Origin of the sequence: Dapis hubbardiae BLCC-M172, from assembly GCF_050016015.1 — a bacterium.
In the GTDB taxonomy this organism is placed as follows: Bacteria; Cyanobacteriota; Cyanobacteriia; order Cyanobacteriales; family Microcoleaceae; genus Trichodesmium.
Genome location: NZ_JBNHEQ010000105.1, coordinates 1 through 13,297, shown reverse-complemented (window position 1 = coordinate 13,297; position 13,297 = coordinate 1). Strand labels below are relative to the sequence as shown.

The 13,297-nt window shown below is 35.5% G+C and carries 10 protein-coding genes; 1 reads left to right on the top strand and 9 read right to left on the bottom strand.

From position 1 onward, the window contains the following. Window positions 1-212: 212 nt before the first annotated feature. The 7 genes from ACP6PK_RS10230 to ACP6PK_RS10200 all read right to left on the bottom strand — a co-directional run bounded on the left by ACP6PK_RS10230 (window position 213) and on the right by ACP6PK_RS10200 (window position 9,216). Window positions 213-1,934: a DUF1517 domain-containing protein gene (locus ACP6PK_RS10230; RefSeq protein ID WP_426559517.1), complete on the bottom strand. Its 1,722-nt coding sequence runs from the start codon at window positions 1,932-1,934 to the stop codon at window positions 213-215. 216 nt (window positions 1,935-2,150) lie between these two features. Then, window positions 2,151-2,669, bottom strand: coding sequence for a hypothetical protein (locus ACP6PK_RS10225; protein WP_426559516.1), 519 nt, complete (start codon window positions 2,667-2,669; stop codon window positions 2,151-2,153). 751 nt (window positions 2,670-3,420) lie between these two features. Continuing rightward, window positions 3,421-4,524: a substrate-binding domain-containing protein gene (locus tag ACP6PK_RS10220; RefSeq protein ID WP_426559515.1), complete on the bottom strand. Its 1,104-nt coding sequence runs from the start codon at window positions 4,522-4,524 to the stop codon at window positions 3,421-3,423. A gap of 458 nt (window positions 4,525-4,982) precedes the next feature. After that, window positions 4,983-5,180, bottom strand: a complete 198-nt coding sequence (locus ACP6PK_RS10215) for a hypothetical protein (protein ID WP_426559514.1) — start codon at window positions 5,178-5,180, stop codon at window positions 4,983-4,985. 260 nt (window positions 5,181-5,440) lie between these two features. Continuing rightward, complete coding sequence (locus ACP6PK_RS10210; protein ID WP_094677162.1) at window positions 5,441-6,160, bottom strand: hypothetical protein; 720 nt, start codon at window positions 6,158-6,160, stop codon at window positions 5,441-5,443. Between the two features lie 698 nt (window positions 6,161-6,858). Then, a complete protein-coding gene (locus tag ACP6PK_RS10205; RefSeq protein ID WP_426559513.1) occupies window positions 6,859-8,556 on the bottom strand; it encodes an extracellular solute-binding protein in 1,698 nt (565 codons plus the stop codon). A 459-nt stretch (window positions 8,557-9,015) separates the two neighbouring features. After that, entirely contained in the window at window positions 9,016-9,216 is a 201-nt protein-coding gene (locus tag ACP6PK_RS10200) for a hypothetical protein (RefSeq protein WP_246844522.1), read from the bottom strand. A gap of 1,142 nt (window positions 9,217-10,358) precedes the next feature. Between ACP6PK_RS10200 and ACP6PK_RS10195 the strand changes: the two genes are divergently transcribed. Next, window positions 10,359-10,814, top strand: a complete 456-nt coding sequence (locus ACP6PK_RS10195) for a peptidoglycan-binding domain-containing protein (RefSeq protein WP_094677168.1) — start codon at window positions 10,359-10,361, stop codon at window positions 10,812-10,814. Between the two features lie 710 nt (window positions 10,815-11,524). Here the strand turns inward: ACP6PK_RS10195 and ACP6PK_RS10190 are convergent. Further along, the gene (locus tag ACP6PK_RS10190) at window positions 11,525-12,835 is read right to left on the bottom strand and encodes a PstS family phosphate ABC transporter substrate-binding protein (RefSeq protein WP_426559512.1); all 1,311 of its coding nucleotides are present in this window, start codon (window positions 12,833-12,835) and stop codon (window positions 11,525-11,527) included. 81 nt (window positions 12,836-12,916) lie between these two features. Then, on the bottom strand, window positions 12,917-13,198 hold the full coding sequence (locus ACP6PK_RS10185; protein WP_426559511.1) for a hypothetical protein: 282 nt from the start codon (window positions 13,196-13,198) through the stop codon (window positions 12,917-12,919). Between the last annotated feature and the right edge of the window lie 99 nt (window positions 13,199-13,297).

The window sequence follows — 13,297 nt, the reverse complement described above, 5'->3', positions numbered from 1 at the left end:
TTTTCAGTGGGCTTGATTTTATAGCAAATAGATTGAGAGTAGGGGAGTAGGGGAGCGGGGGAGTGGGGGAGATGGGGAGATGGGGTGTATTAGATATCTGCCACTCATCCCATTATTAAATCAATTATTACCAATTTTTTATCAATTAATTCTCCCTCAAACCTATTTTCTGGAGATACGCTTAGGGCTTCTATAACTACCTCCAACAAATATTAACTAATTTGAATCATATCACTATACTCACTAACAAACTGCTCATAAGTAAGACGATCGCTTGCTGTTTTCGGAATCCAAAGTAATTCAAATACTAATAAATAATCAGGGGTAATTTTGCCTAACTCTTTCAAAGTTTGCTTCAAACTTTCCCCATCATTAACTTCATTAAATAAAGGATAATCATCCTCCGTTCCCAACAACAAAGTTACAACTATATGATTATCAACTTCCACATTGTCATCAATAGTATTAACCTCAAATTTACACCTCTCTGCAAAAGAAAACTGCTCAAAAATCCGTTCTGCTTCCTGTCTAGTCTCCACTGTTTCTGAACTAGCAGCAACATGAGTCCAATATTCCTGGGTCTGAAGCAGAGCGATCGCCGACTGCAACAAAAATTCCACCCTACCTTCTGGCGTCTCAATATCAATCTTTTCCCTTATTGTTGCTAACTTAGATTGAATATTATTTGCTGGTGCAACCATCGCCACCTGTAACTTACTTACAGTCACAATATCATTAACCAAATCTTCGGGTACAGTTACCACTGGCACTTCTTCCTCAATAACTTCTACATATCCTGGCGACTCCTCAATAACTTCCACACATCCTGGTGACTCCTCAATAACTTCTAGACACCCATCTCCTTCTGCCACCAAAACTTCTCGACGATCGCCAAAATGAGAAGCGATCAACATAACCAACTGATATAAAATACATATCATAATAATTCCGAGCAAAAGTATGAGCAAAAACATAGGCAAAACTCCTGCGGTTCCACCATAATAGGTGTAAACCACTCGTTCGCGGAAAGTCGGACGGTAATAGTAGCGAACTCTAGTAGTTGGATGCACATAATAAAATCGACTTGTACCCACTTCCTCGTAATAATATCGCCTAGTACCACCATCAATAAAATAACGTTGTCCGTTATCAACATTCATGTAGTAACGTCTTTGGGTTGCTGGTTGTACATAATAAAATCTTCCTGTACCTGCTTCCTGATAATAACGTTCTTGAGTTCCTGGGCGCGTATAATAACGTCGTCCGGTGGCAGGTTCGACAGAATAAGATTTCTTTGTAGTTGGAGCAAATGAACCACTGCGAGTCCTTCCTCCTGTGTTGATGTTATTGGTAGTGGGGCGAGTGGTATTGCTTGGTTGGGAAAATGAACCAGTGCGGTTATAAGTGCCACTGGAAGTAGAAGATGATTTAGTGTTGGGGCGAGTATTGCTTGGTTTGGTAAGTGAACCACTGCTGCGAGTCTGTCCTCCAGTGTTGATTTTATTGGTAGTGGGGTGAGTATTGCTTAGTTTGGTAAGTGAACCACTGCGGTTAAAACTGCCACTAGAAGTAGGAGATGATTTAGTGCTAGGACGAATATTGCTTGGATTGGTAAGTGAACCACTGCGGTTAAAACTGTCACTGGAAGTAGGGGATGGTTTCGTGTTGGGGCGAGTATTATTAGTTTTTGGTAAAACTATATTGTTGTTTGTAGATTTGGGTTTTGAGTCACGAGGTTGAGTGCTGGTGGAGGAACTACTGCTACTGCAAGTGGAACTACTTCTACGACTACCTCCTCCTCTTTTTCCTGCATAAGCAATGGAAGCATTTGTATTAATTAATTCGCTGATATCATTACTATGGGGATTAATGCTCACTTCATTAACCAAAAATAATGAGACAATTGTTGCTAAGATGAATTTAGATTTACGCATTTCCTGATTTTTCCTAATATATAGTAATTAACAATGAGCTATAGCAATCCGGGCATAGGTTGTAAGATTTTATCGTAGGGGTTTGGTCTCCAAATCCCTTTGCGTTTGGGTTTGGAGACCAAACCCCTACAGTTTTTTTCTCACCAATCATTTCATATTGCTATATTAGAGAATTAAGATCAAATTCTAAATTCTGAATTCTTAATTCTAAATTCTTCAACTTTCAGCCTTTTTATTCGCAATTTCCCGATTATTTCGATATAAATCAATCCGATTTTTAGCCGCTTCATATTGAGGATGAGATTCGGGGACTTCTTTCATTAAAATTAAAGCTTGATGCCAATTTATTGCTACTTCATTCCACTGTGCTTGAGTATTAGCAACTTTGGCAAGTTTGGCTGCTTTTGTTGCTGCATTTATTCCGTCTCGAAATGGATCGGAAATAACTTCAATGGCTTCTATCTTTTTAGAGGTATTTTCCGAGTTATTGCTAATATTTGAAATATCTGGAATACTATCAGCATCAACCACAAATTTATTATTTATGTGATTTCCTAATACTGCACTCCCTAAAAGAGACAAAATCAAACCAACTATAATCAAAATAAAATTTTTTCTGATTTGTATTTGACTCCAATTTGCCATATAAAAAATTACAAAAGCAAAAGGAATTAATAAATAAGTAGCACCCCATAATGTGCCTTCAGCAAAAGCTTGAACTAAGCCCCAGATCACGCCTACTATTACTAATATTAGACCTAGAATTAAGAGGCCAATTCCTAGAAAAAACATTATCCCTGAGTATCCTTACGCAATGTATATTTGTAGTATATTTATGCTATTTTTTGTGTACTTAATTCTATGTTATACGATTGATAAAAAATTTACTATATGTAAAAATACTGGAAGTTACAGCACAAAGTAAATTTTCCTAATCTCAAACTGACAATATTCAGTTAAAATGATATTAAATCAACATTTTTTACTGTCTAAATACAGTGTATTTCTCAGTGATATTTCAGATATAGAGATCGGACATAATTTTGTTGAAAAAACTTTAATATTCAAAATTCTTATCCTTGTAGGGAGGTTCTATAAAACGTCCCTACTTTGTGGTATATTCAACTGAAAAACACTGTAAACCTATAAAATTTTACTTTTGAATTTTGAATTTTGATTTTTGAATTTTAACTACTGAACTCGTTGCTACAACCTTTTAATTTCTCCTAAAAAAGATGGTTTTTGTGCAGGTAAAAATGATATTAAATCAACATTTTTTACTGTCTAAATACAGTGTATTTCTCAGTGATATTTCAGATATAGAGATCGGACATAATTTTGTTGAAAAAACTTTAATATTCAAAATTCTTATCCTTGTAGGGAGGTTCTATAAAACGTCCCTACTTTGTGGTATATTCAACTGAAAAACACTGTAAACCTATAAAATCTTACTTTTGACTTTTGACTTTTGACTTTTGAATTTTAACTACTGAACCCGTTGCCATAACCTTTTAATTTCTCCTAAAACAGATGGTTGTGGTGCAGGTAAAGTGGAAATTTGCGGGTTAACCTGAGCGCCAGGAATATTCTGATTCCAGGGACTATTGGTAACTGAGAGCAGATCGATATTACCCTGGGTAGGGCGAAAACCATACTGCACAAATACTTTTTGTTGTTCTGGTTGCGTCAAAAAATCTACAAATTTACTAGCAGCATTAGCAGTTGCTCCATTTACATCCCGGCGGACGATCGCTGCTGTAGCTACAGTTTCTACAGTGGGATTGAGATAATAAATTTGATAAGGTTTATTCTGAGAAGCTCCTGACTGTTGCCAACGGTAGAGAGCGATGCTTTCGTAAACTGTTGCTACATCTGCATCATTCGGTCCGCGAGTAATAAATTCTTGCAACAATATATCGGTGGAACGAGGTGGCAAATAAACTGACCGTTTGACCGTACTAAATAATGATTCAACGGCAGGTGTATTGAAATTTTTGTTACCTTTTGAAAGTGCCCATAAATTCATAGTTACTTGCCCACTATTGGAACGAGTGGGGTCAGTGGTAACGAAATCAAAACTACCCCACTGTTGTTTTCCACCAATTTTTTGCCAGTTACCTGCTGCCATTGCTGTTTCTAATTTTTGCCAGTCAAATTTGCCATTAGGAAACAAAATTTTACCTCGTTCGGGCCAAGCAATACCTACTAGGAAAGTTTTGGCGATCGCTTTTGGTTGTTTATAAAATGCTTGGGTATTGTTTTGAGTTTGCCAACGTTGGTTTAATTCATCTAATAATTTTCCATTTGCTGGAATTAAAACAGTGGGATTAAAGTCATTTTTTTTGTCGATATAATTGTTAACAATATCCTGGGAACCTTGGAATTTTAATTCAAGGTTTATATTAGGATATTTTTGCTCAAATTTAGTTTCTAATTGTCGGAGTGGTTCGGCAAGTTCTGTGCCACTAACTACTATAATTTTTTGATTTAATCCTGGAATTGGTGCATAAGCTAAAGCCACAGCTAAACAAGTAATTATTCCAGAAAAAATACGACGATTTTTGAGAGATTTATGATTTGTAGTTGTCATGGTTGGAATTCTCCTGCTGTGATACTAAGTAATAAAAATTTGATTAGATATTTTTTGTAAATAAAATATAAAAAAGCTACAATTCACCGTTTCACGGAAGTTAAAAGTCAAAAGTCAAAAGTCATACATTAAGATTTTATAGGCTTGAAACTTTGACCTTATAGTAAATTCAGTAAATTATTTCATATCTAAAGTTTGAAACTATTTCTGACATCTTTAAAGTGAATTAGTATTATGACATGAATCTTAATTATTAAACAAGACTTGGTAAGGTTGGTTGGTGGGCACTGGGTTAGGTTTATTTAGCCACAATTTTAGTTTAGATGTGCTACTAAATATTATATTTATAGCTAAGAAAGAATTTGTTAGAACATAGACTGATGATTAATATTAGACTAATAATTTTTTTTTCAACTATTCCCTATTCCCTATTTCCTATTCCCTGCTATAGATAAAATTTAACGGCTAGTACCATCTTTTTGTGGAATAGGTGGTTGTTCATTTTTTTGATAATTTTTTTGCTCCTGAATAATAGTTTTTTCAGTTTTAGAGAAACTATGATTGAATTTATTTGTTTGTATTTCCACCCCTTGTACCATCGTAATATTTATTGTTATCAACAATCCAACTGAAAGAGAATCAAGTTTATTATTCATAATTTTCTTCCTGGTACTTATTGATCTATCAGAAAAAATATCATTGTTTATGCAAACTTGATTCTTTAAAGCTGGAAAAATTCAGTATTTTTACTATTATCCTAACTCAGGGCAAAAATTATAGAGATAGCTTTTCTCAAGTTACTGAGGTACAGTTGTTTTTATTCTTTTCTATTTCCTGTTTCCTTATATGAAATAGAAAAAATTGTGCAAATATATGAATCACCCCATCTCCCTATCTCCCTAACTACTCCCTGGATTTAAAGAAACATTTTTATGTTGTCTTGGTAGCTATTTAATTCATCACTCAAACTCCGCAAATCTTGAATTTCTTCAGAATTATTCAAGTTAGCATTCCGCAATTTATTTTCTAGTTCTTGCAATAATCCGGCTGAATCTTGCACCATTGTCTGTAGACTAAAAATTTTTGCTTGCCGAGTATCTTTTCCAGCTTTTGCTAACTGAATATTCCTTTCTAAACTAGCAGCTAATTGTTGTAAATGCTGTTGAGAAATACCGTAGCTCGACTTTTGCTTACTCTTAACTTCTAATAGTTGTCTTTGCAAATCATCCACAGATAATAAAGCCTCATTATTTGGTAATTTTCGAGAAACTTCTGTAATTTTTTGGGGCAATTCAATCGAGCGGTTACAAACTGATTGAACTGTTACTAATAAATCCATGTGGAATGTTTCACCCCCTAACAATTGATTGGCTTCTTGACGCAATATTTCAGCTTTTTCTGCCAAACTTTTTGCCAATCCAGAAATAACTTTTAATTCCTGTTCTAACTCTTTATTTGCCAAATTTTGAGGATTAGCCTCTCTAGACTTCAACACTGTAGCACTTGCCACAGAAATAGCTGCAGTAGCAGGTAAAATCACCAAATTTGGGAACCTAAAAAATCGGATGCCAGCCACTAAAATAACTCCACCTATTAATATAGATATAGGATAATCAAACGGATTTACTAATTTCATATTTTCCTCCAATAATGACTTACCGAATAATTAATAATTAATATAGCAATTCCCAAGAAGCGTGAGGTACAAAATTCGTTTGTTTTAGGGAACACTTAACTGGGAACACTTAACTGGTATGGAGGGAATAGAAAATAAATTAAAGATAGGTGTACCTCATAAGCTTGAGAAACGCTATAGTTAATAATTAATAATTAAGAGTTGATAGTCAATTAATTATTCATTCAACAATTCACGCCTTAAAGCCTCTCCCCCTTTGTAATTAATAATGAATAATTAATAATTGATACGCCATAAAGAAGCGCGAGCTAGTCTGTTATAAATCATGAATGCTTCACTCTAAATAATTGTTAATTGTTAATTGTTAATTGTTAATTATTCAGAAGGGGTAATTATTAATTATTAATTGTATTCCTAGGTCATGCTGCGCAAACGGCACCTCGTCACATGAACATTGTTAATTGCTGAAAATAACTAAGATAGCAATGTGAAATGACTCGTGAAAAAAAGACGTAGGGGTTTGCTTTCCAAATCCATTATGCACTTGTGTTTGGAGACCAAACCCCTACAACCAAATATTAGAACCTATTTAGGATTGCTATAGACATCTCCAATAATAAAAAATCAAATCAATTATTGCACTCTTATTCATCAATTTTTTCCCCCTACTCCCTGTTCCCTACTCCCTACTCCCTATTTTAAAATTCTGTTTGTAGATCGGACATTAAATTAACAATAGTTTCTGGGTTTCCCTGACGATAATAACCACCATTTAACTCAGCAATTTGTTTCAAAACTTGAGCATCAAACTCTCCCTTTTTTCCATAACCAATAGTAAAAAAAGCAATCCTTTTATCAGACTCAAATCCACTTTGTTTCAGGTTATTATTAAGTTGTTGCAGAGAAATTTTAGAACCAGAGTCTTGCCCATCAGTTAACACAACCACAGCATTAATAGCATCAGCACGGAGATTTTGCTGCAATAAATTTCTAGCATCCAAAGCAGCATCATAAAGTCTAGTACCACCATTCGCCCTCAAACCACTAATAAACTGAAAACCCCGATCGCGACCTGCTGCACTACCGTCAACCCAAACTGGAGTGCGTATTTGAGAGTCAAAGTCAATCAGACCAATTTTTTCTTTCGGTCCTAAACCTTCAATATAGTAGCGCAAAGTATTCTGAACTGCTGGTAATTTGTTACCTCCCATAGACCCGGAAGAGTCAACCACTAAAACTACCTGAGATGGTTTCTTTGCAAATTGTTGCCAAGACTTAATCATGGCATCAACTACTTCTGGTCGGGGAGTCCGCAGAGAATCATATTTAGCATTGGGGTCAACTCCGTATTGAGGAGAAAATTTTGCTCCCAATGACACCCCTGGTATCCCTGGTCTAAGACCTAAGTCTGTCAGAATTTTTTGGGTAGTAGGCGATCGCAAATAATCAATTATTTTTTCCGCAGCTTCTTTTTCCTCGTCACTTACCCAAGGAGCAGTTGGCAAAATTGCTCTCATGTTAGAAGTAAAAGTAGAGTTGGGATAAACTGCTTGATACCGAGTTTGAATATTAGCAGTATTTGCCTCAATTACAGAAGACTCATAAACAGACGCGATGGATGCCCAAAACGGACCATTTTTTACCATATCTTCAGCTAAGGAACTGGTGGAAACGCCGTAGCGAGTAACTTTACTTTGAATTTTTTGAATTTGGGGTTGATATTGTTGAACGTCCGCAACGGTGAGTTGTTCGGCGCGTTTATTGGCAACGGAGGCAAACTGCGCAACCAAAGTTTGTAAACCAGAATTGGAACGAGTGGGGGAAGTATGAACATAATGTATTGGCAGTTGGGGACTACTTGAGTCTAGGTCTCGGTGAGTTTTAGCATTGACGAGAGCTTGATATATATTTGATTGTTTTTCTAACCCAGGTGCGACCTCTTGTGATGCCATGAATACCATCGGACTATTTGCCAACAAAGGCGCGTCAGTAATTTGAGGAATATAATTTTGTCCGGGATAGACTTGATTAATTTTGTATAAGAGTTGGGAATGATAAATTTCACCATCTACGGAAATTAGGGTGGGAAATTCTGGGGAGTTTGGTTGAATAGCTCCACTTTTCAATTTTTGGGAGAGGGAAACTATCTCTGTCACCACATCCCCACTACCTTTTGCTTCACATTTCAAGTAAAAAGGTTTACCATTATCAAGTTTGGGATTTTTTTGATTGAGTTGAGTGGCAGCTTGGTTACAGAATTTTTCTAAAGCACTACCGACTAAAAATTTTACTTCAACACCTGAAGAATTTGGGGAATTATTGACTTGAGCGCAAGCTCCCAGAAATAGAAGTCCTAAAGTAGGAATTAGATTGATTTTTTGCCAGTTGATTTTCATTTTATTCAGTTGTAATCTAAATTTGTTCTATTTAAGTAGGTGAGCATAAATAAACTTAACGAGGGTAGGGCGGGTTTTTAGGAATAAATTGTTAATTTATCAAAATTTTGCTTAAACCCGCCCCTACAATTTTTTTTAACGTTTAATTAGACCTACCTACTTATTAATCAGCCATTTATCCCTTTTTTATGCAAAAAAAATAGGCATCCCATAGAATGCCTTATGAATAATCAGCTTTGTTCTATATTGATTAATCAGCTAAAATTTCAAAAATTATGCAAATCAAGCAAATTCCAGATTACAGAACTTTTCAGGTTGATGACCTCAAGTCAAAACCAAAACCCAGTAGGGATGTTCCATGGAACGTCTCTACTGTGTTCTTTTAACTTTTGACTTTTGACTTTTAACTTGATTTAATTCTTACTTTTGACTTTTGACTTTTGACTTTTAACTTTCTTGCTAGTCAATTACCCAATAACCATTTTGTCGCCAATATTGTTCTCTTAAAGCCATTTCTAAGTCATCTTGTTGAATCCAACCTTGAAACATGAGTAGTTCTCCAAGTTTTTGACGGCATGAAGCTTGGACATCTATTGCTTGGTCTAATTGAGCTTGGGAAATTAAGTCTCTGCGGATGAGAATTTCACCTATTTTCATCATTGTATTTTACCTGTTTAAAATTATCTGATTTTGTATCGGCACCCTAATAACTGACTCTAGTTATAAGTATATATCTAAATCAATACTTAATAATCAGTTAGTTTCTGGATATTTATGCAAAATTTAAGATCGCCAGGGATAAAAGTAAGAAACTCAAGTCTCCTACTATATTCTTCATCAATCAAATATGGTAAATTTACAGATACTCCTAACACTATTTACAAAAATTTATATTTCCTTATCCCACAATAATGGATTGTTTCATCTTAAGTGATGCAATAGATGTAGGTTGGGTTGAGGCACGTTTTTGCTGACGCAAAGCTCCGCTTTATATGTCGGCAGCCGAAACGCTGCGCGACATGTTTGCAGAGCATTCCCTATACGAAAAAGCGCAGCTTATCCGTTAGCGCAGCTTATCCGTAGGATAAGGATAAACCCAACAAAAATCTTTCTCCCCTACCCCCCTACTACATAATGCACTATTTTAGCTGAAACAGTCCAATAATATAGAGAAGGTTCCCAAATGAACATCTACTGATTAATCAGAGGAGCAGTTAAGACCTTCTCAAACTCTCAAATATAGAAATTTAACTTCGTGCCTTCTAAAGTTTGGTAAGCATTCAGCCGTCAGCCTCTTTCAGACGATCTGCCTCTTGCCTCCTCCGGAGGAGCTGCGCTAACAGAGGAGCTATCCTACGGAATGCTCCGCAAACGCTTTTCATGTCGCTCCGCGAAACGCTAACAGCTCTCAGCGTTCCTCGTTTATTTCAATTTATATTTGACCATTACTTTGCAGGACTACCCAAATATTAAATCATATCTCCCAACACAACTGTTGTTATAACAGAATGTGACCCCTGACTGCTAATCAATGTGTAAGACAATGCACGTCCACCCACAATAAAAAGTGAATTGTGATAAATCATGCACATTATCGACCTGCTCAAAAATTTAGGAGATGATAAAAATATAGAGATTTGATACATGAGGAGTACCTCAAAAGAAAAGTATCAACTAACTTCTATAGGACTTACGCAACGACACTAATTATACTGAGTTTATCTGGAATGATGACCAATTAATAAGCTGTATATAGGGTTACTGTGTAAGTGATGATCAATTCAAAAAACAAGGAGAAAATTATGCTTACTGGAACTCAAACAACTACCACTCGTCCTACTCTTACCCTTGGTAGCACTGGTGAAGATGTGAAAAATTTACAAACATTTTTGAATGCCATTATTGCTAATAATAGCTTAGTAGTTGATGGAATATTTGGTGTAGCAACAAAGGAAGCTGTCATAGCTTTTCAAAACGAATATGGTGGTTTAACTGCGGATGGAATTGTTGGTCCCCAAACTTGGGGAGTAGTAGATACAATTGTTCGCACTACTCTGTATTTTGGTAGCACTGGAGAAGATGTAGAATATCTACAAAGACGGTTAAATGGTATTAGCTCTGCTTCCTTGGTAGTTGATGGAATATTTGGTGTAGCAACAGAAGAAGCTGTGAAGAATTTCCAAAAATTCCATGGTTTAACTGTGGATGGAATTGTTGGTCCCCAAACTTGGGGAAAATTAGAATTGATCGATGTTTAGAGTTTAATTCACTAATCAAAACTTAGGATAGGGCGCTATAGCTATATATAGCGTCTACTAATTGAGGCGATTGCTGACGCAAAGCTCCGCAAACATGTCGCGCAGCGTTTCATGTCGGTTCTTAGCCGAAAACGCTTGAAAATTTATAGCGATATAGCTGCCGCACTTGCTCCGCCAACGCCTCAATATTTCTGCCATTCTTAAAGCAAGAGAAAAAAATACCTATCAAATAAAAATAGCCCTGAATTTTATTGTAGGCTTTTTCAGCTATTGGAGCAGATAATCTGATAGTAAATCATGTTTGACTGCTTCAGAAAACTGATATAAAACGTCATAACAAGTGGCATTTTAATGTTTACTTCATTTGATGATTTTAGTAGATTGGCATTTAGAGCAGTGGATAGCTAGAAAATGAAATTTCATATCATGTCCCCTGGTATTGTTTGTGTAAAAGTTGGGGAAATATTTACCTTATGTAAGGTTTTTCCTTCCCTTCTTCCCTTCTTCCCTTCTTCCCTTCTTCCCTCCTTCTTCTTCCTTCTTCCTTCTTCCTTCTTCCTTCTTACTTCTTACTTCTTCCTTACCTTCTCACTTGCAATACCGATGCTACCGGACATGATATCAATTTATATTTAACCATTACTTTGCAGGACTACCCGTTCATTTTCATTGCTAATAGCTAAATGCTTACAACTTTTGACTTTTGAATTTCACCTAATCGGACTATATCCTGCTTCTTTAATTAAATTTTGCCCTTCATCTGTCAACAATAATTTTCCATAAGCTTCTCCAGCTTTCTCATCAAAAGAACCATCTTTTTTCACAATCACAAATAAACGTCTTGTTATGGGATATGTTCCATTTTCAAATGCTTCTAAATTCGGTTGATTACGACTTTTTTCTGAACAATTTTCTGGTGGTATAAACTCACCTTTATAAGGAACAATAAAATTACCTCCAGATTCAAAGGCAATTGCTAAAGGTTTCACACTACACTGAGGAATAACTTCTGAAGCTGTAGCAAAATAAATTGCACCTTTATTTGCCTTTACTTCTCGTAAAGCTTTAGTAGTTGTAGGAATAAAAATCACATTTTCACCAATTTTTTTGTTACTTAAAATTTCGTCTTGAAAGAAAGGAGTTGTACCACTATAAACAGGACGAGAATAGGGCAAGATTTCAATATTAGCTCCTCCTATTTCACTCCAATTTTTCATCTTACCAGTATAGATATCCTGAACTTGTTTTAAAGTTAAACCTGCAACATCAAGTTCGTGATTAACCACAATAACAATTCCATCAATAGCAACAGGAACTTGCTTCAGTTGAAACCCTCTATTTCTTGATCTCTGCAACTCAGCATCTGTTAGAGGTCGTGAAGATTCGGCAAAAGAAATTTGACCTTTGATTAACATTAAAATCCCAGTTCCTGAACCAGGTGGTAAGCTAGGATGTTGTTTATAACTCAACTTAAATTCTGGAAAAATATCTTCGATTTTTGGATTAACTTTACTGCGAATTGGTGCCCAAGTAGTGCTGCCTCCATGTAGCCAATTACCGTTAGGAATCTCAGAAATATAAGCAAAACATTTGTCAGATTTGATTTGATTTTCTGGGGAATCTATGTTCTGAAAAACTTCTTGGGGGCAACGAAATAATGGAGGATTTTTTACTTCTGGTTCTGGTTTTTCTCCTATTAGCCACCAAATTACTCCACCAACTACCAATAAACTTATAACTCCTAATAAAAACAAAGTTTTTTTGTTCAGCAATGAACCAATAGTTTTAGGAGTAGAGATTAAATTATTAGTAAGTTCTTGCCAGGTTAAAGGTTTATTTAAGGCTGATTCTCGAATAAATATTGTTGGCAACCACATTGCACCTGGATATTTATTCTCAAAATATTCCAGACGTTCTCTAGCAGTATGAACGGAAGTAAATAAGGATTTATTATTAGTAAATTCTGCAAAAAAATAGTCTAAAAATTTGACTGCTACTTCATCAGGTATTGGTTCTCGCATAACAATACTACGGGGCAAACTTAACTTGGCTAATTGACTGGCTAATCCTAAACCATCACAGGAATTAAATATCGCTAATTGTCATCCTTTATCTATTACATATCTGAGAGAATTATTAAACTCATCAATACTTAATTCATCAGAATTGTTGAGAGAAATCCAGCCAATTGTACCATCTTCTTCACTACGACTATGACCAGAAAAAATAAATATGTGGAAACCTGATTCTTCTCTTAATGTATTAGCAAATTTTTCTCGACTGGGCTGTTTTAAACAGATAACTTCAGCTCCTTTTTCTTGTAGTTTTTGCACTATTTCTATATCTAGATTTGTATTAATCCCCGCGCTTTTTCCAACTACCAAAAGGACTCTAATTTTGCTACAGCTAGGATAAGGTTTAAGTTCACCTTTACCGAATTATTAATTATTAATTGTTAATTAAATAATTGTGGTTTAAAGCCT

Coding starts and splice junctions, on each gene's coding strand:
- ACP6PK_RS10230 (WP_426559517.1), bottom strand. CDS start 1,934: ATGCGTAAATCTAAATTCATCTTAGCAACAATTGTCTCATTATTTTTG.
- ACP6PK_RS10220 (WP_426559515.1), bottom strand. CDS start 4,524: ATGACAACTACAAATCATAAATCTCTCAAAAATCGTCGTATTTTTTCT.
- ACP6PK_RS10215 (WP_426559514.1), bottom strand. CDS start 5,180: ATGAATAATAAACTTGATTCTCTTTCAGTTGGATTGTTGATAACAATA.
- ACP6PK_RS10210 (WP_094677162.1), bottom strand. CDS start 6,160: ATGAAATTAGTAAATCCGTTTGATTATCCTATATCTATATTAATAGGT.
- ACP6PK_RS10205 (WP_426559513.1), bottom strand. CDS start 8,556: ATGAAAATCAACTGGCAAAAAATCAATCTAATTCCTACTTTAGGACTT.
- ACP6PK_RS10200 (WP_246844522.1), bottom strand. CDS start 9,216: ATGATGAAAATAGGTGAAATTCTCATCCGCAGAGACTTAATTTCCCAA.
- ACP6PK_RS10195 (WP_094677168.1), top strand. CDS start 10,359: ATGCTTACTGGAACTCAAACAACTACCACTCGTCCTACTCTTACCCTT.
- ACP6PK_RS10190 (WP_426559512.1), bottom strand. CDS start 12,835: ATGCGAGAACCAATACCTGATGAAGTAGCAGTCAAATTTTTAGACTAT.